This is a genomic window from Enterobacter sp. B79-1, from assembly GCF_057444735.1.
Genome location: NZ_JBYAZJ010000003.1, coordinates 357,085 through 382,200, shown reverse-complemented (window position 1 = coordinate 382,200; position 25,116 = coordinate 357,085). Strand labels below are relative to the sequence as shown.

19 protein-coding genes and 1 pseudogene are annotated in these 25,116 nt (G+C 58.0%); 15 read left to right on the top strand and 5 right to left on the bottom strand.

Annotation, left to right across the window (positions count from 1 at the left end; all coding sequences use genetic code 11):
- The first annotated feature begins 9 nt into the window (after nucleotides 1–9).
- From AC2T6E_RS12200 to AC2T6E_RS12165, 8 genes are all read left to right on the top strand, one after another.
- Complete coding sequence (locus AC2T6E_RS12200) at nucleotides 10–651, top strand: DUF4310 family protein (protein ID WP_010427370.1); 642 nt, start codon at nucleotides 10–12, stop codon at nucleotides 649–651.
- Between the two features lie 42 nt (nucleotides 652–693).
- Entirely contained in the window at nucleotides 694–1,827 is a 1,134-nt protein-coding gene (locus AC2T6E_RS12195; protein WP_486691948.1) for an amidohydrolase/deacetylase family metallohydrolase, read from the top strand.
- Nucleotides 1,811–2,929, top strand: a complete 1,119-nt coding sequence (locus AC2T6E_RS12190) for a DgaE family pyridoxal phosphate-dependent ammonia lyase (RefSeq protein WP_029739261.1) — start codon at nucleotides 1,811–1,813, stop codon at nucleotides 2,927–2,929. The genes AC2T6E_RS12195 and AC2T6E_RS12190 overlap by 17 nt, the downstream gene beginning before the upstream one ends.
- Nucleotides 2,926–3,666: a 2-dehydro-3-deoxy-phosphogluconate aldolase gene (gene dagF / locus AC2T6E_RS12185; protein WP_119935775.1), complete on the top strand. Its 741-nt coding sequence runs from the start codon at nucleotides 2,926–2,928 to the stop codon at nucleotides 3,664–3,666. The genes AC2T6E_RS12190 and dagF overlap by 4 nt, the downstream gene beginning before the upstream one ends.
- 36 nt (nucleotides 3,667–3,702) lie before the next feature.
- Nucleotides 3,703–4,839 (top strand): lactonase family protein, encoded by a 1,137-nt coding sequence (locus AC2T6E_RS12180; RefSeq protein ID WP_260662768.1) that lies wholly within the window; start codon nucleotides 3,703–3,705, stop codon nucleotides 4,837–4,839.
- Between the two features lie 19 nt (nucleotides 4,840–4,858).
- Nucleotides 4,859–6,769, top strand: a complete 1,911-nt coding sequence (locus AC2T6E_RS12175) for a BglG family transcription antiterminator (RefSeq protein ID WP_458667479.1) — start codon at nucleotides 4,859–4,861, stop codon at nucleotides 6,767–6,769.
- A gap of 77 nt (nucleotides 6,770–6,846) precedes the next feature.
- Nucleotides 6,847–7,089: a type II toxin-antitoxin system RelB/DinJ family antitoxin gene (locus AC2T6E_RS12170; protein ID WP_212474435.1), complete on the top strand. Its 243-nt coding sequence runs from the start codon at nucleotides 6,847–6,849 to the stop codon at nucleotides 7,087–7,089.
- The gene (locus AC2T6E_RS12165; RefSeq protein WP_320742854.1) at nucleotides 7,079–7,363 is read left to right on the top strand and encodes a type II toxin-antitoxin system RelE family toxin; all 285 of its coding nucleotides are present in this window, start codon (nucleotides 7,079–7,081) and stop codon (nucleotides 7,361–7,363) included. The genes AC2T6E_RS12170 and AC2T6E_RS12165 overlap by 11 nt, the downstream gene beginning before the upstream one ends.
- 3 nt (nucleotides 7,364–7,366) lie before the next feature.
- On the opposite strand, the gene nrdG is transcribed toward AC2T6E_RS12165, so the two are convergent.
- The 4 genes from nrdG to treB all read right to left on the bottom strand — a co-directional run bounded on the left by nrdG (nucleotide 7,367) and on the right by treB (nucleotide 13,586).
- Nucleotides 7,367–7,831, bottom strand: coding sequence for an anaerobic ribonucleoside-triphosphate reductase-activating protein (gene nrdG / locus AC2T6E_RS12160; RefSeq protein WP_348552876.1), 465 nt, complete (start codon nucleotides 7,829–7,831; stop codon nucleotides 7,367–7,369).
- 127 nt (nucleotides 7,832–7,958) lie between these two features.
- Nucleotides 7,959–10,097: an anaerobic ribonucleoside-triphosphate reductase gene (gene nrdD, locus AC2T6E_RS12155; RefSeq protein ID WP_047646505.1), complete on the bottom strand. Its 2,139-nt coding sequence runs from the start codon at nucleotides 10,095–10,097 to the stop codon at nucleotides 7,959–7,961.
- A gap of 375 nt (nucleotides 10,098–10,472) precedes the next feature.
- Nucleotides 10,473–12,116 (bottom strand): alpha,alpha-phosphotrehalase, encoded by a 1,644-nt coding sequence (gene treC, locus AC2T6E_RS12150; protein ID WP_458667476.1) that lies wholly within the window; start codon nucleotides 12,114–12,116, stop codon nucleotides 10,473–10,475.
- Between the two features lie 51 nt (nucleotides 12,117–12,167).
- Nucleotides 12,168–13,586 carry a PTS trehalose transporter subunit IIBC gene (gene treB / locus AC2T6E_RS12145; protein WP_010427357.1) on the bottom strand — a complete coding sequence of 473 codons (1,419 nt, stop codon included), beginning with the start codon at nucleotides 13,584–13,586 and terminating at the stop codon, nucleotides 12,168–12,170.
- A gap of 229 nt (nucleotides 13,587–13,815) precedes the next feature.
- Here treB and AC2T6E_RS12140 point away from each other — a divergent pair, with 229 nt between their 5' ends.
- The 5 genes and pseudogenes from AC2T6E_RS12140 (at nucleotide 13,816) to AC2T6E_RS12120 (ending at nucleotide 18,241) form a co-directional block, all read left to right on the top strand.
- Complete coding sequence (locus AC2T6E_RS12140; protein ID WP_486691942.1) at nucleotides 13,816–16,074, top strand: hypothetical protein; 2,259 nt, start codon at nucleotides 13,816–13,818, stop codon at nucleotides 16,072–16,074.
- Nucleotides 16,075–16,077: 3 nt separating this feature from the next.
- The gene (locus AC2T6E_RS12135; RefSeq protein ID WP_486691940.1) at nucleotides 16,078–16,938 is read left to right on the top strand and encodes a formylglycine-generating enzyme family protein; all 861 of its coding nucleotides are present in this window, start codon (nucleotides 16,078–16,080) and stop codon (nucleotides 16,936–16,938) included.
- A 47-nt stretch (nucleotides 16,939–16,985) separates the two neighbouring features.
- Entirely contained in the window at nucleotides 16,986–17,318 is a 333-nt protein-coding gene (locus AC2T6E_RS12130) for a hypothetical protein (RefSeq protein WP_454539739.1), read from the top strand.
- A gap of 3 nt (nucleotides 17,319–17,321) precedes the next feature.
- Nucleotides 17,322–17,642 (top strand): annotated as a pseudogene (locus tag AC2T6E_RS12125) (SUMF1/EgtB/PvdO family nonheme iron enzyme); the annotation flags it as partial.
- Between the two features lie 179 nt (nucleotides 17,643–17,821).
- Nucleotides 17,822–18,241, top strand: a complete 420-nt coding sequence (locus tag AC2T6E_RS12120) for a formylglycine-generating enzyme family protein (RefSeq protein WP_486691937.1) — start codon at nucleotides 17,822–17,824, stop codon at nucleotides 18,239–18,241.
- A gap of 97 nt (nucleotides 18,242–18,338) precedes the next feature.
- On the opposite strand, the gene treR is transcribed toward AC2T6E_RS12120, so the two are convergent.
- Complete coding sequence (gene treR / locus AC2T6E_RS12115; RefSeq protein WP_454539742.1) at nucleotides 18,339–19,292, bottom strand: trehalose operon repressor TreR; 954 nt, start codon at nucleotides 19,290–19,292, stop codon at nucleotides 18,339–18,341.
- Nucleotides 19,293–19,681: 389 nt separating this feature from the next.
- On the opposite strand from treR, the gene mgtA reads away from it, so the two are divergent.
- Both mgtA and AC2T6E_RS12105 read left to right on the top strand, forming a co-directional pair.
- Nucleotides 19,682–22,390 carry a magnesium-translocating P-type ATPase gene (mgtA, locus tag AC2T6E_RS12110; protein ID WP_486691935.1) on the top strand — a complete coding sequence of 903 codons (2,709 nt, stop codon included), beginning with the start codon at nucleotides 19,682–19,684 and terminating at the stop codon, nucleotides 22,388–22,390.
- Between the two features lie 325 nt (nucleotides 22,391–22,715).
- Nucleotides 22,716–25,100 carry a beta-N-acetylhexosaminidase gene (locus AC2T6E_RS12105; RefSeq protein WP_486691932.1) on the top strand — a complete coding sequence of 795 codons (2,385 nt, stop codon included), beginning with the start codon at nucleotides 22,716–22,718 and terminating at the stop codon, nucleotides 25,098–25,100.
- Nucleotides 25,101–25,116: the final 16 nt, after the last annotated feature.

The window sequence follows — 25,116 nt, the reverse complement described above, 5'->3', positions numbered from 1 at the left end:
AGCCTCTACATGGAACAGAATAAAGGTTTTTGGTATGCCGACTGGTCGTTCCCGATCTTCGTTGGCCTGCTCTCCTCCGGCGTCTTTGCCGGAACGCACATGTACTACCTCTACGGCATCGGCGCGTTTAACGAAGTGGCCTTCGTGGCGATGCTGAAAGCGGGGATGGATACCGGCGTCTACGGCGCGGTGGCAGCGTTCGGCGCAAGCTTCCTGTTCGCCCGTATTATCGAAGGCTCGCTGGTCGGTATTCTCGACATCGGCGGGGCGATCCAGACTGGCGTAGGCCTCGGCGTACCGGCGCTGCTGCTGGGCGCGGGGATCATGTTCCCGGTGACCAACTTCATTGCCGCGCTGATTACCGGCCTGGTGATTGGTCTGGCGATTGGCTACGTCATCATCCTGGCGCGTAAGTTCACCATCAACCAGAGCAACTCTACCTACGGTGCAGACGTGATGATGGGCGCGGGTAACGCCTCCGGCCGCTTCCTCGGGCCGTTGATTATCCTCAGCGCCATGACCGCCTCCATTCCTATCGGCGTCGGTTCCCTGCTGGGTGCGCTGGTGTTCTACATCTGGCAGAAGCCGATCACCGGTGGCGCGATCCTCGGCGCGATGCTGTTGGGCTGGCTGTTCCCGGTCGCCCTTTAATACCCGCGGGCGCTCAGGCGCCCGCCTTATCAGGAGATCCTCATGTTTGATTTACTCCTGCGCCGTGCGCGCCTTGCCGACGATACCCTGACCGATATCGCCATTCAGGACGGGAAGATCGCGGCGCTGGGCGACATTGACGCCCCCGCGCATAAAACGGTTGAGCTGAACGGCGACGTATTCGTCAGCGCAGGCTGGATTGACTCCCACGTTCACTGCTACCCGAACTCCCCGATTTACCACGACGAACCGGACAGCGTCGGCATTGCCACCGGCGTCACCACCGTGGTGGACGCGGGCAGTACCGGTGCCGACGACGTGGACGATTTCTACGACATCACCCGCAAAGCCTCTACCGAGGTGTTTGCCCTGCTGAACATCTCCCGCGTGGGGCTGATTGCCCAAAACGAACTGGCCAACATGGCGAATATCGACGCCGACGCGGTGAAGCAGGCGGTGAAGCGCCACCCTGATTTTATCGTCGGCCTGAAGGCGCGTATGAGCAGCAGCGTGGTCGGTGAAAACGGCATCACGCCGCTGGAGCGCGCCAAGGCCATTCAGAAAGAGAACGGCGACCTGCCGCTGATGGTGCACATTGGCAACAACCCGCCGAACCTCGACGAAATTGCCGAGCTGCTGAGCTCCGGCGACATCATCACCCACTGCTACAACGGCAAACCCAACCGCATTCTGACGCCATCCGGCGAGCTGCGCGCCTCCATCACCTCCGCCCTGAAGCGCGGCGTGCGCCTGGACGTCGGCCACGGTACGGCGAGCTTCAGCTTTGAGGTGGCGAAACGCGCCATCGCGATGGGCATTCTGCCGCACACCATCAGCTCGGATATCTACTGCCGCAACCGCATCAACGGCCCGGTCGGCTCGCTGGCAAGCGTGATGTCAAAATTCCTCGCCATCGGCATGTCGCTGCCGCAGGTGATTGACTGCGTGACCGCGAACGCCGCCGACGGCCTGCGCCTGGCGCATAAAGGCCGCATTCAGCCGGGTCTCGATGCCGACCTGACGCTGTTCACCCTTAAACGTCAGCCGACGATGCTGACGGATGCCGAAAACGACAGCCTGCAGGCTGAACACATTCTGGTGCCGCTTGCCGCGATCCGCGCGGGCAAGGGCTACATGACCGAACAAGGGAGCACGGAACATGCCTTCGATTTATGAGAAGTACAACTTAAAGCAGGTTATCAACACCTCCGGCCGCATGACGGCGCTGGGCGTCTCCACGCCGCGCCCGGAAGTGGTGCAGGCGGCGATGGACGGCATGAATCACTATTTCGAGATGAAGGATCTGGTTAACAAAACCGGGGAATACATTGCGAAGCTGCTGGACGTGGAAGGCGCGACGGTGGTTTCCTGCGCGTCGGCGGGCATTGCCCAGTCCGTGGCGGCGGTGCTGGTGAAAGACAGCGACTGGCTGCTGGAAAACCTGCACGTCACCCCGATTGAGAACAACGAAATCGTCCTGCCGAAAGGCCACAACGTCAACTTTGGCGCGCCGGTGGGCACCATGGTGGCGCTGGGCGGCGGCAAGCTGGTGGAAGCGGGCTACGCCAACGAATGCTCTGCCGATCAGCTGGCGGCGGCGATCACCCCACGCACGGCGGCGATCCTCTACATCAAATCGCACCACTGCGTGCAGAAAAGCATGCTCAGCGTCGAGCAGGCGGCGGTCGTGGCGCGCAAGCACGATCTCCCGCTGATCGTCGATGCGGCAGCGGAAGAAGATCTTCACGCCTACTACCGCTCCGGCGCCGATCTGGTGATCTACAGCGGCGCGAAGGCGATCGAAGGGCCAACCAGCGGGCTGGTGATCGGCAAAACTCAATATGTTGAATGGGTGAAGCGTCAGACGGCGGGCATTGGCCGCGCCATGAAAGTGGGCAAAGAGGGCATTCTCGGCCTGACCTGCGCCATCGAACACTACCTGACGGCGACCAAAGAGAGCGGCGCTGAGATGGTGGCGAAGATGACGCCGTTTATCGACGCGCTCAACACCCTGAACGGCGTGACCGCGCGCGTGGTCTGGGACAGCGCCGGTCGCGATATCGCCCGCACCGAGATTAAGTTCGACGAAGCCGCAACCGGCGTCGGCACCGGCGATCTGGTGGCGAAGCTGAAGCAGGGCGAATACGCCATTTACTTCCGTGGCTACAAGGCCAACGAAGGGATTATCGAGGCGGACGTGCGCAGCGTGAATGCTGACCAGCTGAACATCGTCTACCGCCGCATTAGCGAAGTATTAGGACAGGAGAAAAAAGCATGAAACTGACCCCCAACTTTTACCGTGACCGCGTCTGCCTGAACGTGCTGGCAGGATCGAAAGCCAACGCCAGCGCCATTTACGAGGCGGCGGAAGGTCACGTGCTGGTGGGCGTGCTCTCCAAAAATTACCCGGACGTGGCGAGCGCCGTTGCTGATATGCGTGAATATGCCGCGCTGATTGATAACGCGCTCTCCGTCGGCCTGGGCGCGGGGGATCCGAACCAGTCGGCGATGGTGAGTGAAATCTCCCGCCAGGTGCAGCCGCAGCACGTCAATCAGGTCTTCACCGGCGTGGCCACCAGCCGCGCGCTGCTGGGGCAGAACGAGTCCGTGGTCAACGGTCTGGTCTCCCCGACCGGCACCGTCGGGATGGTCAAAATCTCCACCGGCCCGCTGAGCAGCACGGCCCCGGACGGCATCGTGCCGGTTGAAACCGCGATTGCCCTGCTGAAGGATTTCGGCGGCAGCTCCATCAAGTACTTCCCGATGGGCGGCCTGAAGTGCCGTGACGAGTACAAAGCGGTGGCGGAAGCCTGCGCCCGTCACGATTTCTGGCTGGAGCCAACCGGAGGTATCGATCTGGAAAACTATGAGGAGATCCTGCAGATCGCCCTCGACGCGGGCGTGAGCAAAATCATCCCGCATATCTACAGCTCGATTATCGACAAAGCCAGCGGCGATACGCGTCCGGAAGACGTGCGTACGCTGCTGGCGATGACGAAGAAGCTGGTGAAGTAAAATAAAACCTTACCGCACACACCTGAAGGAGCCACCATGCACACCCGTACCCTGCTTGTCGCTTCACTCTCAATGTTCGCCACCACCGCTATCGCCCAGACGCAATACGCCTGGGTGGGCACCTACAACCCCAACGGCGAAGGGCTGTACCGCTTTACCGTTGACCCGCAAAGCGGCGCGCTGGCGAATAAAACGCTGGTCAGCAAGCTGCCGAACGCCGCGCAGCTGGCCGTCTCACGCGACGGCAAAACGCTCTATCTGGCAAGCGAAGTGGAGCAGGGCGTGGTGCAGGCGCTGCGGGTGGGGGATAACGGTGAGCTGAGCGAGCTGAATCAGGTGGCATCCGGCGGTGCGGGGCCGGTTTACCTGTCGCTGACGCCGAACGGTCGCCATCTTCTGGTGGCGAACTACGTCAGCGGATCGATTGCCGTTTTGCCGGTTAAGGCAGACGGCAGCCTGGGTGACGCCACGGATCACCATCAGGATCAAGGCGAACCGGGCGCGGCGAAGCCGGAAGCGGCTGCGGAGGGCAGCTTTGCCATCAGCGATCACAACGGTCCGCATGCGCACATGATCGCCGCCGATCCGAGCGGCAAGTACGTATTTTCCACCGATCTGGGGCTGGATCGTCTCTACCAGTACCGCTTTGACGATCGAAGCGGCAAGCTGACGCCGAACGATCCGCCGTTTATCAACGCCTCCTCAAAAGGTGCCGGACCGCGCCACTTTGTCTTTACGCCAAAAGGGGATGCCCTGTGGCTGATTAACGAAGAGGCGTCTACGCTCACCCATTATACCGTGAACGCCAACGGTACCTTAAAAGAGGGCAAAACGCTTTCAGCCCTGCCGGAAGGTTACAAAGGCACCAGCTTTGCTGCCGGGCTGGCATTAAGTGCCGACGGCAAACAGCTGTATGTGGCTAACCGTTTGCATAACAGCATCGGGCACTTTACCGTAACGGCGGAGGGCACGCTGACGCATCAGGACGATATCTGGACGCGCGGCGACTATCCGCGCACCCTGACGCTCGATAAACAGGGACGCTGGCTGTACGTCATGAACCAGCGCAGCGACAACATTACCCGTTTCCGCGTGGCGCAGGACGGCAAACTCAGCTTCGAACCGGACTATACGCCGGTCGGCAGTCCATCCCAGATGGTCATTTCACCGTAAGCCGTAAGAGGACAAACCCGTGCGATTTCCGAACCAACGTTTAGCGCAACTTTTCGATCTGTTGCAAAACGAGACGCTGCCGCAGGACGAGCTGGCGCAGCGGCTGTCGGTTTCCACGCGAACCGTCCGTGCCGATATCACCGCCCTGAACGCGCTGCTGGCAAGCCACGGCGCGCAGTTTGTTCTGAGCCGTGGCAATGGCTATCAGCTCAAAATTGACGACGCTGAACGTTATCAGCAACTGCAGGCATCCCACCCGCGCGCGCTGCGTATTCCGCGAACCGGACCCGAGCGCGTGCACTATCTGGTGGTACGTTTTCTCACCTCAGCGTTTTCCCTCAAGCTGGAAGATCTGGCCGATGAGTGGTTTGTCAGCCGCGCCACGCTGCAAAGCGACATGGTGGAAGTGCGCGAGTGGTTCCACCGCTACAACCTGACCCTGGAAACGCGTCCGCGCCACGGCATGAAGCTGTTTGGCAGCGAGATGTCCACCCGCGCGTGCCTGACCGACCTGCTCTGGGAGCTGGCGCAGCAGGACAGTCTCAACCCGCTGGTGACCGAAGTTGCTCTCAACGCGGGTGTGCCGGAGCAGATGGTGGCCGTACTGCATGATGCGCTGACGCGACATCACATCCGCCTGACCGACGAAGGCGAGCTGTTCCTGCGTCTGTACTGTGCGGTGTCGGTACGTCGCATCAGCGAGGGCTTTCCGCTGCCGGAATTCCACGCCGAAGACGTAGAAGAGAACGTGCGCGAGGCGGCGAAGGATATCGCGGTCTCTATCCAGCAGCTGGCGGGCAAAGCGCTTTCGCCTTCGGAGGAGAGCTGGCTGTGCGTGCACATTGCGGCGCGGCAGATCCAGGAGATTGCCCCGAGCGCGATTAACGCAGACGACGATGAAGCGCTGGTCAACTACATCCTGCGCTATATCAACACCCACTATAACTACAACCTGCTGAGCGACGAGCAGCTGCACGCGGACCTGCTCACGCACATCAAAACCATGATCACCCGCGTGCGGTATCAAATCATGATCCCCAACCCGCTGCTGGATAACATCAAGCAGCACTACCCGATGGCGTGGGATATGACCCTCGCAGCGGTGTCGAGCTGGGGCAAATACACGCCGTACGTGATCAGCGAAAACGAGATTGGCTTCCTGGTGCTGCACATTGGCGTCGGGCTGGAGCGTCACTACAACATAGGCTACCAGCGCCAGCCGCGCGTGCTGCTGGTGTGCGACGCCGGTAACGCCATGGTCCGCATGATTGAAGCGGTGCTGCAGCGTAAATACCCGCAAATTGAGGTTACGCGCACGCTCACCCTGCGCGAGTACGAGCTGGCGGAAACGATTGGCGAAGACTTTGTGATCGCCACCGCCCGCGTCAGCGAAAAGTCGAAACCGGTGGTGACGATCGCCCCGTTCCCGACCGACTATCAGTTAGAGCAGATCGGCAAGCTGGTGCTGGTGGACCGTACCCGCCCGTGGATGCTGGATAAATACTTCGACGCGGCCCATTTCCGCATTATCGACACGCCCGTTGACCAGCAAACGCTGTTCCGGGAACTGTGCGCGCAGCTTGAAGGCGAGGGGTTTGTCGGCGCGGAGTTCCTGGATTCCGTCGTCGAGCGTGAAGCCATCGTCAGCACCATGCTCGGCGACGGCATCGCGCTGCCGCACTCCCTCGGCCTGCTGGCGCAGAAAACGGTGGTCTATACCGTACTCGCCCCGCACGGCGTGCAGTGGGGCGACGAAACCGCGCACGTCATCTTCCTGCTCGCCATCAGCAAAAGCGAGTACGAAGAGGCGATGGCGATATACGATATCTTTGTCACCTTCCTGCGTGAACGGGCGATGTCGCGGCTCTGTAGCTGCGGAGATTTTGCCGAGTTTAAGGCGGTGGCGATGGAGAGTTTGAGCCGGTTTTGAGAGGCGTTATCCAGAATTCGATGTAATGCGAATGTAATGCTAAACTGCATTACACATTCGATTTTACCGGAGGCATAATGGCCACGCTGAACGTCCGTCTGGATGACAAACTCAAAAACGAGGCTTATGCCGTGCTGGAAAAACTCAATATCACCCCAACGGAAGCCGTGCGATTACTGTTTCAGTACGTCGCGGAGACGGGACGCATGCCCGTGAAAACGGTCACCATTAGCGACAGTGAAGATGAACTGATAAAGGCAGTCCGGGATCGGCTGGCTAATCCGCAAAAGGGAATTAAGGTTAGTCTGGATGACTTATGAACTGGCATTTGACCCGAGAGCGTTAAAGGAGTGGAGAAAGCTGGGGGAGACTGTAAAAGACCAGTTTAAGAAGAAACTAGCGGACGTGTTGGTGAACCCTAGGGTCGAATCGGCCCGCCTGCATGGTCTACCGGATTGCTACAAAATAAAACTCAGATCGCAGGGTTATCGTTTGGTCTATCAGGTTCATGACAACGTTGTAACGGTATTTGTTATCGCAATCGGTAAGAGAGAGAAAGCAGCCGTTTATCATGATGCAAACAAACGGCTCTAATGCTCATCGCAGATGATGCACAACCTGGTTACTGCTGCCGCGCCAGATCAGCGCTGGGTCTTTTAAATCCTGCACGAACTTGCCGTCAACCAGGACGTTAATCAGATCCACCACTTCCATTTGCTGCGCGTTCAGCTCATCCAGCTTATAGCCTGTCCAGACCCAGATATCTTTTCCCGTACACTCTGCCCGAATGCGCTTCACCAGCTTCAGGATATCCGGCACGTTTTGCGGGTGCAGTGGGTCGCCGCCGGAGAGCGAAATCCCCTGGCGTTTGATGCGGGTGTCGTTGAGGTCGTTGACGATCTTGTCTTCCATCTCAGCGGTAAACGGCATGCCGGAATTTAAGCGCCAGGTGCTTTTGTTATAGCAACCGGGGCATTCGTGGACGCAGCCTGAGACGAACAGGGTGCAGCGGGTGCCGGGGCCGTTGACGATGTCGACGGGGTAGTATTGGTGATATCGCATAGAAAATGTCCAGAGAATGTGTGCGCGCTGATGCCCTCACCCCGGCCCTCTCCCACGGGGAGAGGGTGAAGAGTTCCCTCTCCCTGAGGGAGAGGGGTAGGGTGAGGGGGAAAACCCTGTGCAGAACTTACCCGATCTGCCCATTCCCCAAATGCTTCACGCGGCGCTTCACCTCTTCCTGCTTCCCGGCGTTAAACGGACGCGCATCCGGGCTGCCGAGATAGCCGCACACGCGGCGGGTGACGGAGACGCGGGCCGCGTCGTGGTTGCCGCATTTCGGACAGGTAAAGCCTTTGCTGGTGCACTCAAACTCACCGGTAAAGCCGCACTCGTAGCACTCGTCGATGGGCGTGTTGGTGCCGTAATACGGCACGTGCTGGTAGCTGTAATCCCACACGTCTTCCAGCGCCTTCAGGTTGTGCTGAATGTTCGGGTACTCGCCGTAGCAGATGAAGCCGCCGCTGGCGATCGGTGGATAGGCCGCTTCGAAGTCGATCTTGTCGTACGGGTTCACCTTTTTCTCCACGTCGAGGTGGAAGCTGTTGGTGTAATACCCTTTGTCGGTCACGCCTTCCACAATCCCGAACTCGGCAGTGTCCAGACGGCAGAAGCGGTCGCACAGGTTCTCGCTCGGCGTGCTGTAGAGGCTAAACCCGTAACCGGTTTCCTCTTTCCACTGGTCTACCGCGTCGCGTAGGCGCTGAACGATGGCGATGCCTTTTTCGCGCAGGGCCTCGCTGTCGTACATATGCGTATCGCCCGCCAATGCATTGATGGTCTCGTGTATACCGATATAGCCCAGCGAAATGGACGCGCGACCGTTTTTGAAGATCTCGGACACGTCATCGTCCGCCTTCAGGCGCACGCCGCAGGCCCCTTCCATATAGAGGATGGGTGCCACGCGGGCTTTCACCCCTTCCAGACGCGCGATGCGGGTCATCAGCGCTTTACGCGCCAGCTGCAGGCGCTCGTCCAGCAGCGTCCAGAAGGCATCTTCGTTACCTTTCGCTTCCAGCGCGATGCGCGGCAGGTTCAGGCTGATGACGCCCAGGTTGTTGCGTCCGTCGTGGATCTGCTCACCGTTTTCGTCTTCGTACACGCCGAGGAAGCTGCGGCAGCCCATAGGCGTTTTAAACGAACCGGTCACTTTGACGACCTGATCGTAGTTCAGGATGTCCGGATACATGCGCTTGCTCGCGCACTCCAGCGCCAGCTGTTTGATGTCGTAGTTCGGATCGCCAAACTTGTGGTTCAGGCCGTCGCGAATGGCGAACACCAGTTTCGGGAACACCGCGGTTTTGCGGTTTTTGCCGAGGCCGGAAATACGATTGCGCAGGATGGACTGCTGAATCAGGCGTGATTCCCAGCTGGTGCCCAGACCAAAGCCGAAGGTCACAAACGGCGTCTGGCCGTTGGCGGTGTGCAGCGTGTTCACTTCATATTCCAGCGACTGGAAGGCGTCGTAGCACTCTTTCTCGGTGCGGGAGTGCGCGTAGCCGTCAGCGTCCGGGATCTGCCACTCTTCGGCCGTTTTACGATGCTTGTTGAAGCTTGCCGTCACGAACGGGGCCAGCACTTCATCAATGCGGTTAATGGTGGTGCCGCCATAAATGTGGCTGGCAACCTGAGCGATAATCTGCGCGGTGACGGCGGTGGCCGTGGAGATGGACTTAGGCGGTTCAATCTCGGCGTTACCCATTTTAAAACCGTGGGTCAGCATGCCCTTCAGGTCGATCAGCATGCAGTTGAACATCGGGAAGAACGGCGAATAGTCGAGGTCGTGGTAGTGGATCTCGCCGCGCTCGTGCGCCGACACCACGTCGCGCGGCAGCAGATGCTGACGGGCATAGTGTTTAGCCACGATACCGGCCAGCAGGTCGCGCTGGGTCGGGATCACTTTACTGTCTTTATTGGCGTTTTCGTTGAGCAGGGCGGAGTTGGTCTGCTCGACCAGGCCACGTATCTCCTGGTTCAGGCGGCCGCGCTTCTCGCGCTGCACGTCACGATCGTGACGGTACTCAATATAGGCGCGCGCCAGCTGCTTGTAAGGCCCCGCCATCAGCTGGTTCTCAACCGCGGTTTGGATCTCGTTGATATCGACCTGGCTGCGTTCATTCATCTGGCTGCTAACGACTTCTGCGACGGTGGCGCAGTAATCTGCGTCATCGACTCCCGCTGCTTTAGCTGCACGCAGAATGGCTTCCTGGATGCGCTCTGATTTAAACGGCACTTTACAGCCATCACGTTTCATCACATGCGGTGTCATGATCACTCCATTTTTGAAAACAGGTTATCCACAGAGGTGGAGAAGTATTCACCGGGCGTATTCCCCGCCGGGCCAAAGACTTCCCGCGTTCCCAGCTCGTGTTATCCACAATTCCGGCCAGCGTAAGCGCCGTCTTGTTGTTGGAATAGTAGACGATAAATACAAGATGTTGGGTCGGCGTGCATTTTAAGTGCTACATATAGTGATTTGCATCAAACATGTTTGCGATTTATTTGATGCAGAACAAAGTAAAAAGACGAGAGTACAAACGGCGGGCGCTTCAGCGATTGTAAAGGCGCGCGGGAAAAATTTGATTAATTATTCAACAAAAACAGTAAAATAAGCCGGGTGCTGGGCGGCACCCGACAAGGAACGTTACTGCTGCAGCCACCAGACCGCTTCAAACGGACGGAGCGACGTCGTTTGCGATGTAGGGTAGTTACTCATCAGCACCTGCGGCTGACCGCTGAGAACGCCCGTTTCCCATTCCTGAGGCGTATGACTCAGGTTTGCCACCACCACCAGCGTCTGTCCCTGCCACTGACGGCGGTAACACCAAAGGGAAGGATGTTCCGGCAGGAGATCCTCATAATCCCCCCACGTCAGCACCGGCAGGGTTTTACGCAGGCTAATCAGCGACTGGTAGGTGTAAAACACTGAATCCGGGTCGTCGAGCGCGGCGCGGGCGTTCACCGTCTCGTAGTTGTCGCAGACGCCAATCCACGGCTCGCCCTCGGTAAAGCCCGCATTGTGCGACGCGTCCCACTGCATTGGGGTTCGTCCGTTATCACGTGACTTACTCGCCAGAATCGCCAGCAATTCATCCGGCTCGCGGCCGTTGGCCCGCAGTTCGGCGAACATATTCAGGCTCTCCACGTCGCGGTAATCGGTGATGCGGCTGAAGTGCGGGTTGGTCATCCCCAGCTCCTCGCCCTGGTAGATATACGGCGTACCCTGCATGCCGTGCAGCACCATGCCGAGCATCTTCGCGGCAGCCACGCGGTGTTCCCCTTCATCACCAAAGCGCGACACGATGCGCGGCTGATCGTGGTTACACCAGAACAGCGCGTTCCAGGCTTTGTTGTGCATCCCCTGCTGCCAGTGGCGGAAGAGGGTTTTCAGCGCGACGAAGTCCGGCTTCGCCTGCGTCCACTTTTCGCCGCCAGGGTAGTCCACCTTCAGGTGATGGAAATTAAAGGTCATCGACAGCTCGCTGCCGTCGAGCGACGCGTACTGCTGGCAGTTCTCCAGCGAGGTCGAGGACATCTCGCCAACCGTCATCAGGCTGCGTGGGGTGAAGACGTCGCGGCTCATCTCCTGCAGATATTCGTGGATGCGCGGCCCGTCGGTATAGAAGCGGCGGCCGTCTCCGATGTTGTCGTCCGGGAAATCCTGATCTTTTGAAATCAGGTTAATCACGTCCAGACGCAAGCCGTCCACGCCGCGATCGGCCCAGAACTCGCAGACTTTTTTCAGCTCGGCGCGCACCTCCGGGTTCTCCCAGTTGAGGTCCGCCTGCTCCGGCGCGAAGAGATGCAGATAGTACTGCTCGCTCTCGGCGTGCCAGCGCCAGGCGTTGCCGCCAAACTTGGAGCGCCAGTTGTTGGGAAGCTGCTCCGGCGTGCCGTCGCGCCAGATGTAGAACTGGCGGTACGGGCTCGCTTTGTTCAGCGATTCGCGGAACCAGGCGTGCTGCGTGGAGGTGTGGTTAAACACCATATCCAGCACGATGCGAATGCCGCGCGCGTGCGCCTTGGCAACCAGCTCGTCGAAGTCATCCAGGGTGCCGTAGGCCGGGTCAATGGCGATGTAATTCGCCACGTCGTAGCCGTTATCCACCTGCGGGGAGATATAAAACGGCGTCAGCCAGATGGCGTCAATGCCGAGGGTTTTCAGGTAGTCCAGACGCTGCGACACGCCGCGCAGATCGCCGGTGCCGCTGCCGGTGGTGTCCTTGAAACTTTTTGGGTAAATCTGATAGATGACGCCGTTCTGCCACCAGTGAGGAAGAGTATTCATAGTGCGTTCCTGCAAATGCGAAGGGGCGCAACTGCGCCCCGAAAGAAGACGTTAAACAATCTGCAGCGTGCCCTGACGGAACTTACGCTGGTAAACCACGGTGGTGAGCGCCATTGGGACGATAATTGCTACCGCCATCGCCAGCGCAAATACCTGCCAGAACGCGGGCTGGATGGAAAGGATGCCCGGCAGGCCGCCGACGCCAATCCCGTTTGCCATCACCCCATTCAGGCCGCACAGCAAGCCTGCCAGACCGGAACCGATCATCGCGCAGAGCATCGGGAAGCGGTATTTCAGGTTGATACCGTACATTGCCGGTTCGGTGACGCCGAGGTAGGCGGAGATGGCTGCCGGAACGGAGATCTCACGCTCGTTGTGCTTGCGGCTGACGATGATGATGCCGGTCACCGCAGAGGCCTGCGCAATGTTAGACAGCGCGATAATCGGCCAGACCGGCGTGCCGCCAAGGCTCTGAATCATCTGCATATCAATCGCCAGCGTGGTCTGGTGCACGCCGGTGATCACCAGCGGGGCATACAGGAAGCCGAACAGCGCGGCACCAATCGGCGCGAAGCTGCCGGTCATCAGGTGACGCACCGCGAAGGCCACGCCGTCGCCAATCATGCGGCCAAACGGACCGATAAAGGCGTGCGCCAGGAACACGGCAATAATCAGCGAGCAGACCGGCACCACCACCAGATAGAGGTAATCCGGCACGATGCGCTTCAGGCGCGTTTCAATAAAGCCCAGCGCCAGACCGGCCAGCAGTGCCGGGATCACCTGCGCCTGGTAGCCCACCTTAGCGATGGTAAACAGCCCGAAGTTCCACACCTCCGGCACCTGCTGCCCAAGTAAGTAAGCGTTCATTAACTGTGGAGAGACCAGCGTGACGCCCAGCACGATACCCAGAATCGGCGTGCCGCCCATTTTGCGCACCGCGGACCAGCAGATCCCGACCGGGAGATAGAAGAAGATGGCTTCGCCAATCAGCCATAGGAAGTCATAGATGCTTTGCAGCGCCGGGTACATCTGCGCCAGGGTTTTGCCGTCGCTCATCGGCACATCGCCGATGACGTTACGGAAGCCTAAGATTAAGCCCCCGCTGATCAGCGCCGGCAGCAGCGGGAAGAAGATCTCCGCGAAGTGGGAGATCAGCTGCTCGTGCCATTTCATATTCTGGCGCGCGGCCTTCTTCGCCTGCTCTTTATCAGCAGAAGAATGCCCGGTTGTCGCCAGCAAAGCCTGATAGTAATCGCCCACTTCGGTACCAATAACGACCTGGAACTGACCGGCGTTGGTGAAGCAGCCTTTGACCATGGAAAGTTCTTCAATGGCCTTCGGGTTGGCTTTGGCCGGGTCGTTCAGCACGAAGCGCAGGCGGGTAATGCAATGACTGACGGTTGCGATGTTTTCGCGTCCGCCGACCAGGACGATCAGCCGATCGATATCTGCTTGTTTGACTTTACTCATCATGAAACCTCATGACAGATGGTGAGGGGGGTAATGACCTGAGCGCAAGCCTACTCCTTCAGCGTGACGGCGAAAATGGGAACGTTCCCGAAATCAGGCGAAGATCACAATAATCTATTAAGCGGGGTTATCTGGATGTTTTTTAATGTCTGACCATGAACGTTTTATGTCGCGATTGTTGTATGATGCCGGTGCGCATAACCACACATATATTAATGGATTAATATAGATGATGAGTCAGACCAAGCCAGCCGACAATAAAACGTCCACCCGCCTGAAGCTTCGTTCTACGGGCGTCACGGCGTACTGCACCTTTGGACCTGCACTCTATTTTCATCCTGACAGTGAAACTCTGATTTCCGTTGATGCTTGTGATAACGATGCTATTGAACGAGAGCATGGACGACTGGAAAAGCTGCTGGCTACCCGTATAGATGCTCAGTTACGTATTGATGACCTGACAAAGCAGATAACCGCCCTGGACTGGTATCATGTTGCCGAGCGGAACCGCCTCGAATCACAGCTAAAACAGGAATATCAACAGCTCGACAGTGCTATCGGAGCATTGCGAAACGAGCTTCAGGATTTGACGCCGGCCAGTCAGCTCCCAAAGGCCACACTGCTGGACGATAACGCCAAAAAAAGCGCTATCGGCATTATGGAGATGATTGAAATTCGGGGAGGTGGATACCGTGGTGGCCGTTACACCTATGTCCGCTCCGATAAAATCCGCAGTCACTGGCGCCGCTATCGCCTGAATGATGGCGAAAAACAGCCGACGACAAAGAGTTTTATTAAAACCGTCAGTCATACCGGTGAAGATAGCGTCACTCGCACGCGGCAGGAAATCGATACACAGAGGCTGAAATCACAGCTGGCAAAAGTAAAACCTTCCATGACCCTCTGGGAGCAGAAGCTGATTGATGACCATGTGGACGTTCTCACAGACTGGGCCAGAGAACTGAATGACAGCCTAAAAAAACACAGCGAATCGGAAAGCGGCAACATCGTTTTTGGCGGTCAGGCTCAGCTGATGCGCTGGACTTACGGCGCAGGCCTCAAAGGCACCCTGAACCCTTTTGAATACGACATCCGCACCGGTAAGGTAAAACCAACCGCCACGGCCAGCGGGAAACTGAGCGCCTACGCCAGTCTGGCACTGGCCGAAGCCAAAAGCACCGCAAAAGTGTACTGGCCTGACCATGCAGGAACCCGTATCTGCTACCCCCTGGATCCGACACGCATCCCCGGCGGCGGCATGGGGCTGCTCGGCGTTCTGCGCTTTGATTTCGAGCTCGCCCTGTCCGGCAGTATAGGAGCCAGTCTGGGTATTGAAGCTGGCATCAGCTTTTCCGGGGACGTGGTGAAAGGCCTTCCCGTCAAAGCCACACCAACAGGCACGCCCGGACAGTGGCGCAATGTTGACATTTCAAAAACCGCCGAAGAAGTAAAGCCTGGCGCAGAACTAAGCCTGTTTGCCGGTGCGGAAGCCGGGGCCAATCTTGCCGGGAAAATGGTCTGGTTCAATCCGGACCAGGCTGGTAAGGGCAGCGAAAAATTTACCTGCCTGGCAAAAGTGGCTGTAGGTGTAACAGGGCAAGCAGGCTGGGGGGTCAGCGGTTGCATGGAACTCAGTTGGAAAGATGGAAAAGTCCGTATTCGCGTCAAGGGTGGTGTCTGTTCCGGCCTCGGCGCAAAAGGCTCTGTCACTCTAGAGGTGGACGGCAAAGCCATCATGTCTGATTTTATGCCCTGCCTCGCCTATATGCTACGCAATGCCGACTACATCCGCCTGATGGAGGTTATGAAAGAAGATGATTATGGTGCTTTTTGTGCCATCCCTCTGCTGGCTGGCATGTACAACCTGAACCGGGCCATTGATGCAGCGAGCGCTATCGGAACTACCCTGAAAGTCGGCTGGAACGACAAGGAAGCTCGCGTAAGACTGATGGAAAAAATACTCGATAATGATGAGTATCTGAAATACGCCCCGCCGGAAAGTAAAGGTGCTGCCATCGCCGCCCTGATAGAGAAAAATTTCTGGGATGAGGTCGCCAGCCCTGCCAGTCATCAGGGGGAGGCTTGCGAGGGTGGCACCACCTTTGCCAGCCGTAAACGCGCCATTCTCGCTGTCCTGCGCTGGGTACAGTCAAAGCGTGAGTATCAGAATATCATGCAGCACCTGTCCACCATCATCGGTGAAAAAGGCGACTGGAAAGCCAATGAGGCCCGAGTCATCGCGTTTCTGGCTGAAGGTGAGCAGCCGCGCGAATACGGATACGATGCCAGCTTCATTCCGGGCGCACAGAAAGTCATCATCATCCCCAGCCACTATGCGGAAAATCTGCATGCCATTTACGCCCATTTGCCTGATCCACCCGCCGTGTCACCGGGTCACCCAAACGAATTCATGCTTCCACTCACACCTGTGTCGCCGTCATTACTGCACAGCTGCACCACCTACATCACCACCCAGCACGGACGATAAACCATGACCGGACAGATTCTTTCACACTTAACCCTGATAACACTGGTAGTGGTGGCCATCACCGGCTGTCGTGATGAGCAAAATATAAAAGCCGACTCGGATGCGCTGGTTCGTACCTCGCTGGAAAATCTGGTGACGGTAAAAGGCGGCAGTTTTCAGATGGGAGATTTTGGCCGACTGGTTGATGAACATCTTCCTTTCAATCCAGACCAAGATACGCCCCTTCATTCCGTCACACTGTCCGACTTTCGGATCGGAAAATATCGCGTCACCTGGGGAGAGTTTAATCGCTGGCTCGTTATTCAGGGACGGGATAAAAACACTATCTACCAGACGATTTCTCAGGGTAAATATTTCAGTAAGCAGGACAAAGAGGCGCTGGGCGAAACATATCCTGCAACGGCAAGCTGGCAAGACGTCCGCGACTATTGCCAGTGGCTGGGTAAAAATAGCCATCGCAATATGGATCTCCCCACTGAAGCTCAGTGGGAGTATGCTGCCCGCAGTAAAGGGCAGTTATTTATTTTCGCGAATGCTGATAACAAAAATTACGTCTGGAACGACAAAAACCGTAACTATGCGTCATCCAGCAAAAAAAAACCTGTCGGTAGTTTTCCTGCTAATCCGCTTGGTCTCTACGACATGATGGGGAACGGTGCTGATTGGGTAAAAGACTGGTATGCGGCAGATTACTACCTTCATTCGCCAGAAAAAGATCCACAAGGTCCAGAGTCAGGAAAGAAAAAGTCAGTGCGAGGCAGCACAGGATCAGGACATACTCTAAGTATTGAACGCAGCAGCCTCAAGCCTGATAGCGAATGGGGTTCAGAGTTCCGCTGTGTAGAGAATAGTCCGCTCAAGTGATTAAACTGTTTTCTGCATATGATGTTAAGAGATCCCACGTAAGTCTAATGGAAAAAATCCTTGTTGATGCTTACTACCTGAAATACGCCCCGCCAGAAAGTAAAGGTGCCGCTAACGAGGCCCGTGTTATCACGTTTCTGGCTGAAGGTGAGCAACCGCGCGAGTACGGGTACGATGCCAGCTTCATTCCGGGCGCACAGAAAGTCATCATCACTCCCAGCCACTATGCGGAAAACCTGCACGCCATTTACACCCATTTGCCTGATGCCCCCGCCGTTTCACCGGGTCACCCGAACGAATTCATGCTTCCCCTCACGCCTGTGTCGCCGTCATTACTGCACAGCTGCACCACCTACATCACCACCCAGCACGGACGATAATCCATGACCGGACAGACTCTTTCACGCTTAACCCTGATAGCACTGGAACTGGTCGCCATCACCGGCTGCCGTGATGAGCAAAAAATAAAAGCCGACTCGGACGTGCTGGTTCGTACCCCGCTGGAAAATCTGGTGACGGTGAAAGGCGGCAGTTTTCAGATGGGCAACTTTAGTCCATTAATGACGGAAAATGCAGAGAACCGCCCTTACGATTTCGATAAAGATGCCCCCCTACACCCAGTGACGCTTTCCGATTTTCGTATCGGAAAATATCGCGTCACTTGGGGAGAGTTTAATCGCTGGCTCGTTATTCAGGGACGGGATAAAAACACCATCTACCAGACGATTTCTCAGGGTAAATATTTCAGTAAGCAGGACAAAGAGGCGCTGGGCGAAACATATCCTGCAATGGCAAGCTGGCAAGCTGGCAAGCTGGCAAGCTGGCAAGCTGGCAAGAGGTCCGCGACTATTGCCAGTGGCTGGGTAAAAATAGCCATCGCAATATGGATCTACCTACCGAAGCCCAATGGGAATATGCAGCACGCAATCGGGGACAATTTATTATTTACGCGAACAGTGACAATAAATGGCATGATCACTCTGATAAATTACGAAATTTTGCCGACGACTTTCGTACTGATAACTCGTTTAAAAAACCCGTTGGCAGCTATTCTCCAACCCCCCTTGGTTTGTACGACATGATGGGTAATGGCGCTGACTGGATAAAAGACTGGTATGCGGCAGATTACTTTCTCCATAGTTCCAAAATAGACCCGCAAGGCCCTGAAAATGGGACGAAAAAAGTAATAAGAGGAGAGAATCGCAACGAAGACAGTTCTTACACTATAACCCGTGGAGGTTGGGATCCTGATAATGAGTGGCTTTCAGGCATCCGCTGCGTGGAGAATAGCCCGCTCAAGTAATTGAGTTATTCCCTGTTCGCGATGTGTGGCACGACGAATAATATCATCGAAAATGTGATGATCTGAGATGATACGGTAAGACCTGAATCTAGCCACATTATGCTTCAGAGAGGATTGCGGGAATAACGATCTGACGCGGCTCAGCGCGCCCGTTGATCTGCTCTATCAGCTGCGCGGCGGCCTGCCTGCCGGACTCGGCGTAGCCCGGATCGACGGTGATAATTTCCGGGTGCAGGAACTTCATCAGCGGCGTGCTGCCGACGCTCGCCACCTGGAGGTTATCGATGCGCTGCTCCTGCAGATATTTGCTGGCACCCAGCGCCAGGGTATCCGTGGCGCACACCAGCGCGGTGGTCTGCGGCGTCAGGACGCTGGCGACCTGCTCGTAGCCCTGCTTCATGCCCAGCCCTGGCAGGGAGGCCACGGCGGAGAGGTTGTGCTTTTTGCAAAAGGCCAGATACGCTTCGTGGCGGCGCTTGCCGGTGGTGACGTCCGCGTGCGGTACGCCCAGGTAGCTGATGTGGCGATGGTCTTGCTCGTACAGGCGCTGCATCAGGGTAATAATGGCGCCTTCATCGTCATAGCAGACGGACGCGAAACCGTGGGCATCGCGCGCCAGCAGCACCAGCGAGGGCTGCCAGGGTTTGAGCATCTCTTCTTTGATGCCGGTAAAGCCAAACAGCACCACGCCATCAATATTGCGCCGCTGAAGCATACCCAAATGCTCTTCAACCAGTTGCACAGAGAACTGGCTCTCCATCATGATCGGGTCATAGCCCTGCTCGTAGAAGGCGGGCAGCATGGTCTGCACGGCGAGGTTTTCTGACAGGGAATCCAGACGCGAAACAATAATGGCGACCACCTTGTCACTCTGCCCGCGCATGGCGCGCGCGGAGCGGGAAGGGGAAAATCCGTGCTGATTCATGACCGCCTCAACGCGCTCGCGCGTGCGTTCGCTGACGCCGCTTTCGTTGTTCAGCACGCGTGAGACGGTTGATTTTCCCACGCCGCTTAAACGCGCGATGTCTTTAATCGTAAGGCGGTTCTGCATGCTGTATTCCCTGTAACAACGACAAAATGATCAATTGAGCCTAATGCTATAGCGCGATTTCGCTATGGGCAAAGTCTGGTTTACGTTCGGTTTATTTGCGTGGGGTTATAATACCGCCCGATTAGCCACAAACGGTATGGTTAAATCCTTATACTGCGCGGCGACACCCTGATTTTTACTTACCGGAGGCCACATGGATCCCGATCCCACACCTCTCCTGAACGGGAGAAAACGTTCTTTCCGGTAAGCCAGCCTTGTTGCTGTCTCACCGGCGTGAGGCAGTAGCGTCTTAAACGTTCCTGCTTGAAAAATTAAGTGCCTCTCAGGTACGGCTTTGCCACGCCTGAAGGAAATGCTGCGTCCGCGCTTGCGGATGCGGAGGAATGCCTATGTTTAAAAATATCACCCGGCAGCTGCAGGCCCTGCTGAGCCGCCACCTGCCACACCGTCTTGTTCAGCGCGACCCGCTGCCAGACGCCAAAAATATGGCGGGGGCGGCGATCCCCGCGTCCCTGACCGAACGCTGCCTGCACGCGGCGGCAATGGATGAAAACGAAGTCTGGCGCGCCTTTGGCGGTCACCCGGAAGGGCTGAATGCCGCAGAAGTGGAAAAAATCCGCGCCGTGCACGGCGATAACCAGATCCCGGCGCAAAAGCCCTCCCCATGGTGGGTACACCTGTGGCTCTGCTACCGCAACCCGTTCAACCTGCTGCTGACCGTGCTGGGCATCATCTCCTACGCCACTGAAGACCTGTTTGCCGCAGGCGTCATTGCCCTGATGGTGGGCATCTCCACGCTGCTGAACTTCATTCAGGAAGCCCGCTCCACCAAAGCGGCGGATGCCCTCAAGGCGATGGTCAGCAACACCGCGACCGTCTCGCGCGTGATTAACGATCTCGGCGAAAATGCCTGGGTGGAACTGCCTATCGACCAGCTGGTGCCGGGCGATCTGGTGAAGCTGGCGGCGGGGGACATGATCCCGGCGGATTTACGCATCATCCAGGCGCGCGATCTGTTCGTGGCGCAGGCCTCGCTGACCGGGGAATCCCTGCCCGTTGAAAAGGTGGCGCGCAGCCGCGACCCGCAGCAGATGAACCCGCTCGAGTGCGACACCCTGTGCTTTATGGGCACCACGGTCGTCAGCGGCACCGCGCAGGCGATTGTCACCGCCACCGGGGGCAACACCTGGTTTGGACAGCTTGCCGGGCGCGTAACGGAGCAGGAGAGCGAGCCGAACGCCTTCCAGAAAGGGATTGGCCGCGTCAGCATGCTGCTGATCCGCTTTATGATGGTGATGACGCCGATCGTCCTGCTGATCAACGGCTACACCAAGGGCGACTGGTGGGAAGCGGCGCTGTTCGCGCTCTCCGTGGCCGTCGGCCTGACGCCGGAAATGCTGCCGATGATTGTCACCTCCACGCTGGCGCGCGGGGCGGTGAAGCTCTCTAAACAGAAGGTGATCGTCAAACACCTCGACGCCATCCAGAACTTTGGCGCGATGGACATCCTCTGTACCGATAAAACCGGCACCCTGACGCAGGACAAAATCGTGCTGGAGAACCATACGGATGTCGCCGGTAAAACCAGCGAGCGCGTGCTGCACAGCGCGTGGCTGAACAGCCACTACCAGACCGGGCTGAAAAACCTGCTCGACGTCGCGGTGCTGGAAGGGGTAGACGAAGAATCCGCCCGCACGCTCTCCGGCCGCTGGCAGAAGGTGGATGAGATCCCGTTCGACTTCGAGCGCCGCCGCATGTCGGTGGTGGTGAGCGAGCAGCAGGACGTCCACCAGCTGATCTGCAAAGGCGCGCTGCAGGAGATCCTCAACGTGTCGACGCAGGTTCGCCATAACGGCGAGATCGTGCCGCTGGACGACACTATGCTGCGCCGCATCAAACGCGTCACCGATAACCTGAACCGTCAGGGGCTGCGCGTGGTAGCCGTCGCCAGCAAGTTCCTGCCCGCGCGTGAAGGGGACTATCAGCGTATCGACGAATCCGATCTGATCCTCGAGGGTTACATCGCCTTCCTCGATCCGCCGAAAGAGACCACCGCGCCGGCGCTGAAGGCGCTGAAGGCGAGCGGCATCACGGTGAAAATCCTCACCGGCGACAGCGAGCTGGTGGCGGCCAAAGTGTGCCATGAAGTGGGGCTGGACGCGGGTGACGTAGTGGTGGGAAGCGATATTGAACATCTCTCCGACGACGAGCTGGCGCAGCTTGTCCTGCGCACCACGCTGTTTGCCCGCCTGACCCCGATGCACAAAGAGCGCATCGTCACGCTGCTGCGTCGCGAAGGGCACGTGGTGGGCTTTATGGGCGACGGCATCAACGACGCGCCCGCGCTGCGTGCGGCGGATATTGGTATCTCCGTCGACGGCGCGGTGGACATCGCCCGCGAGGCGGCGGATATCATCCTGCTTGAAAAGAGCCTGATGGTGCTGGAGGAGGGCGTGATCGAAGGCCGCCGCACCTTCGCCAACATGCTCAAGTACATCAAAATGACCGCCAGCTCCAACTTCGGTAACGTCTTCAGCGTGCTGGTGGCGAGCGCGTTTCTGCCGTTCCTGCCGATGCTGCCGCTGCACCTGCTGATCCAGAACCTGATGTACGATGTCTCTCAGGTGGCGATCCCGTTTGATAACGTGGACGACGAGCAGATCCAGAAGCCGCAGCGCTGGAACCCCGCCGATCTGGGCCGCTTTATGCTGTTCTTTGGGCCGATCAGTTCCATCTTCGACATTCTGACCTTCTGCCTGATGTGGTTTGTGTTCCACGCCAACACCCCGGAACACCAGACCCTGTTCCAGTCCGGCTGGTTCGTGGTAGGTCTGCTGTCGCAGACGCTGATTGTGCACATGATCCGCACCCGCCGCATTCCGTTCATCCAGAGCCGCGCGGCGTGGCCGCTGATTGTGATGACGGGCATTGTGATGGCGCTCGGCATCGCGCTGCCGTTCTCACCGCTTGCGAGCTACCTGCAGCTGCAGGCGCTGCCGCTGAGCTACTTCCCGTGGCTGGTGGCGATCCTCGCGGGGTATATGGTGCTGACGCAGATGGTGAAAGGATTCTATGCGCGTCGGTATGGGTGGCAGTAACGGCAAGCCCGGTGGCGCTGCGCTTACCGGGCCTACGATCCGAACGTAGGCCCGGTAAGGCGAAGCCGCCACCCGGCAACTGGCTTTTCTCTCAAATTCAACAACCTGTGATCTCCGTCGGCGCATTCGCTTGACGACAAATTGAGCGCATGTTAACAGAATGTTTTGCCTTTCTACCCTAAATAATTCGAGTTGCATGAAGGCGGCAAAGGAGTGAATCCCCGGGAGCTTACATAAGTAAGTGACCGGGGTGAACGAGTGCAGCCAACGCACAGGCAACTTGAAGTATGACGGGTATATTTGGCCCGTCAGATAAGGAACATTCATGTTACGGTACAGTCTCTTAACCGCCGGGCTGATGCTCGGCGCCTCTGCCTTCGCCGCTCCGGCAGGCGATCTCCCTTTGATGCCCTGGCCTGCTAAGGTTGAACGCCCGACGACCCAGGGCGCGCTGGTGCTTAACGATAAAATTTCCGTTAGCGTCAGCGGCGACGATCTCGGTGACGCCGTCAGCCGCCTGCGCCAGCGCATTGCCCTGCAAACCGGCTGGACGCTGCAGCCGCAGGCTGAAAAGCCAGACAAACCGACCATCCGCATTGCCATCGCCAAAAAGGTGAAGCCGCAGCCGCTGCCGGACAGCGATGAAAGCTATAAGCTCACGGTGGACGCCAACGGCGTCGATATCTCCGCCAACACCCGCTTCGGCGCGCTGCGCGCCATGGAAACGTTGCTCCAGCTGATGCAGAACGGAGCGGAAAACACCTCGCTGCCGTGGGTCACCATTGAAGATTCACCGCGCTTCCCGTGGCGCGGGCTGCTGCTGGACTCGGCGCGTCACTTTATTCCGCTGCCGGATATCAAACGCCAGATCGACGGCATGGCCGCCGCCAAGCTTAACGTGCTGCACTGGCACTTAACCGACGATCAGGGCTGGCGCTTCAGCTCGAAGCGTTACCCTAAACTGACGCAGCTTGCCAGCGACGGGCTGTTCTACACGCCAGAGCAGATGCGCGAGGTGGTGCGTTACGCTACCGAACGCGGCATCCGCGTGGTACCGGAAATCGACATGCCGGGCCACGCCTCGGCGATTGCCGTGGCCTATCCGGAGCTGATGAGCGCCCCCGGGCCTTATGAAATGGAGCGCCACTGGGGCGTCCTGAAGCCAGTGCTGGATCCGACAAAAGACGCAACCTACACCTTCGCCGACGCGATGGTCAGCGAACTGGCAGCGATCTTCCCCGATCCGTATCTGCACATCGGCGGCGATGAGGTGGACGACAGCCAGTGGAAAGCGAACGCCGCGATCCAGAATTTCATGCGCGACAACAGGCTGGCGGACAGCCACGCGCTGCAGGCGTATTTCAACCGCAAGCTGGAGACGATCCTCGAGAAACACCACCGCCAGATGGTCGGCTGGGACGAGATCTACCATCCCGATCTGCCGAAAAGCATTCTGATCCAGTCCTGGCAGGGGCAGGATGCGCTGGGGCAGGTGGCGCAGAACGGCTACAAGGGCATTCTGTCGACGGGCTTCTATCTCGACCAACCGCAATCTACCGCTTACCACTACCGGAATGAAATCGTGCCGCAGGGCTTAAACGGCGTGGATGTGATTGCAGACACCGACAGCGCCCAGAGCTGGGCCTTCACCATGCCGCGCCTGAAGGGCAAGCCGGTTGAGGGGAGCTTCACGCTGGTGAAAGGGGAGTCCGGCTGGCGCGGATTTATTGATTTTGCCGGGAAATCTCGCCGCGCGGTGGAAAACATTGCGTGGCGCGACGACAACCAGGTGACCTTCACCGTCGACACCTGGATGGGCGAAACGCGCCCGGTGGTCTCCGTTGATAACGATAAGCTGAGCGGCTATTTCCTGGTGGGGAACACCCGCTACCCGATTAGCGGCACGCGTCTGGACGAGGTGCCGAAAGGCATTCCGCCCGTCGTGCCGGATGTAGCGAATCAGGCCAACCTGCTTGGCGGCGAAGCGGCGCTGTGGGCGGAAAACGTGGTGTCACCGGTGCTGGATATCCGCCTGTGGCCGCGCGCCTTTGCGGTGGCGGAGCGGCTGTGGTCAGCGAAGGACGTCAACGATGTCGACAACATGTACACCCGCCTGCAGGCGATGGACAGCTGGTCGACGGTGTCGGTCGGGCTGCAGCAGCACACCCAGCAGCAGGTGCAGTTCACGCGGTTGGCGAACAATGCCGACACGCTGCCGCTGCAGATCCTAGCGCAGGCGGTAGAGCCCGCGCAGTATTACACCCGTCAGCACCTGAAGTTCCAGGCGGGAAATTATCATCAGTTCGAACCGCTCAACCGCTTCGCGGATGCGCTTAACGCCGAAAGCGCCACGGTGCGGCAGATGAACAAATGGGCCGACCGTCTGGTGAGCGATGCGGAAGACACGGAAAGCGCCGACGCGCTGCGCCACGTCTTTAACCGCTGGCAGAGCAACACCAGCGACGCGCTGGCGCTAAGCGAAAACAGCTATCAGCTGAAGGCGATGAAGCCGGTGATCCAGGAAGTGGATAAGCTGGCCTCGATTGGCCTGAGGCTGACGGATCTTGTGTCACGTCAGGGCACGCTGGATGATAAAGAGATCGCGTCGATTCAGAGCGAGCTGGATAACGCGGCGAAGGTACAGGACGAAGTGGTCATTGCGGCGGTGTATCCGCTGGAGACGCTGCTCAGAGCGACGCGGAATCAGTAGTAAAAACGCCCGGTGG

Bases quoted from the DNA above. Each gene is read 5' to 3' on its own strand.
- AC2T6E_RS12200 (WP_010427370.1), top strand. From the start codon at position 10: ATGGAACAGAATAAAGGTTTTTGGTATGCCGACTGGTCGTTCCCGATC.
- AC2T6E_RS12195 (WP_486691948.1), top strand. From the start codon at position 694: ATGTTTGATTTACTCCTGCGCCGTGCGCGCCTTGCCGACGATACCCTG.
- AC2T6E_RS12190 (WP_029739261.1), top strand. From the start codon at position 1,811: ATGCCTTCGATTTATGAGAAGTACAACTTAAAGCAGGTTATCAACACC.
- dagF (WP_119935775.1), top strand. From the start codon at position 2,926: ATGAAACTGACCCCCAACTTTTACCGTGACCGCGTCTGCCTGAACGTG.
- AC2T6E_RS12180 (WP_260662768.1), top strand. From the start codon at position 3,703: ATGCACACCCGTACCCTGCTTGTCGCTTCACTCTCAATGTTCGCCACC.
- AC2T6E_RS12170 (WP_212474435.1), top strand. From the start codon at position 6,847: ATGGCCACGCTGAACGTCCGTCTGGATGACAAACTCAAAAACGAGGCT.
- AC2T6E_RS12165 (WP_320742854.1), top strand. From the start codon at position 7,079: ATGACTTATGAACTGGCATTTGACCCGAGAGCGTTAAAGGAGTGGAGA.
- nrdG (WP_348552876.1), bottom strand. From the start codon at position 7,831: ATGCGATATCACCAATACTACCCCGTCGACATCGTCAACGGCCCCGGC.
- nrdD (WP_047646505.1), bottom strand. From the start codon at position 10,097: ATGACACCGCATGTGATGAAACGTGATGGCTGTAAAGTGCCGTTTAAA.
- treC (WP_458667476.1), bottom strand. From the start codon at position 12,116: ATGAATACTCTTCCTCACTGGTGGCAGAACGGCGTCATCTATCAGATT.
- treB (WP_010427357.1), bottom strand. From the start codon at position 13,586: ATGAGTAAAGTCAAACAAGCAGATATCGATCGGCTGATCGTCCTGGTC.
- AC2T6E_RS12140 (WP_486691942.1), top strand. From the start codon at position 13,816: ATGATGAGTCAGACCAAGCCAGCCGACAATAAAACGTCCACCCGCCTG.
- AC2T6E_RS12135 (WP_486691940.1), top strand. From the start codon at position 16,078: ATGACCGGACAGATTCTTTCACACTTAACCCTGATAACACTGGTAGTG.
- AC2T6E_RS12130 (WP_454539739.1), top strand. From the start codon at position 16,986: ATGGAAAAAATCCTTGTTGATGCTTACTACCTGAAATACGCCCCGCCA.
- AC2T6E_RS12120 (WP_486691937.1), top strand. From the start codon at position 17,822: ATGGATCTACCTACCGAAGCCCAATGGGAATATGCAGCACGCAATCGG.
- treR (WP_454539742.1), bottom strand. From the start codon at position 19,292: ATGCAGAACCGCCTTACGATTAAAGACATCGCGCGTTTAAGCGGCGTG.
- mgtA (WP_486691935.1), top strand. From the start codon at position 19,682: ATGTTTAAAAATATCACCCGGCAGCTGCAGGCCCTGCTGAGCCGCCAC.
- AC2T6E_RS12105 (WP_486691932.1), top strand. From the start codon at position 22,716: ATGTTACGGTACAGTCTCTTAACCGCCGGGCTGATGCTCGGCGCCTCT.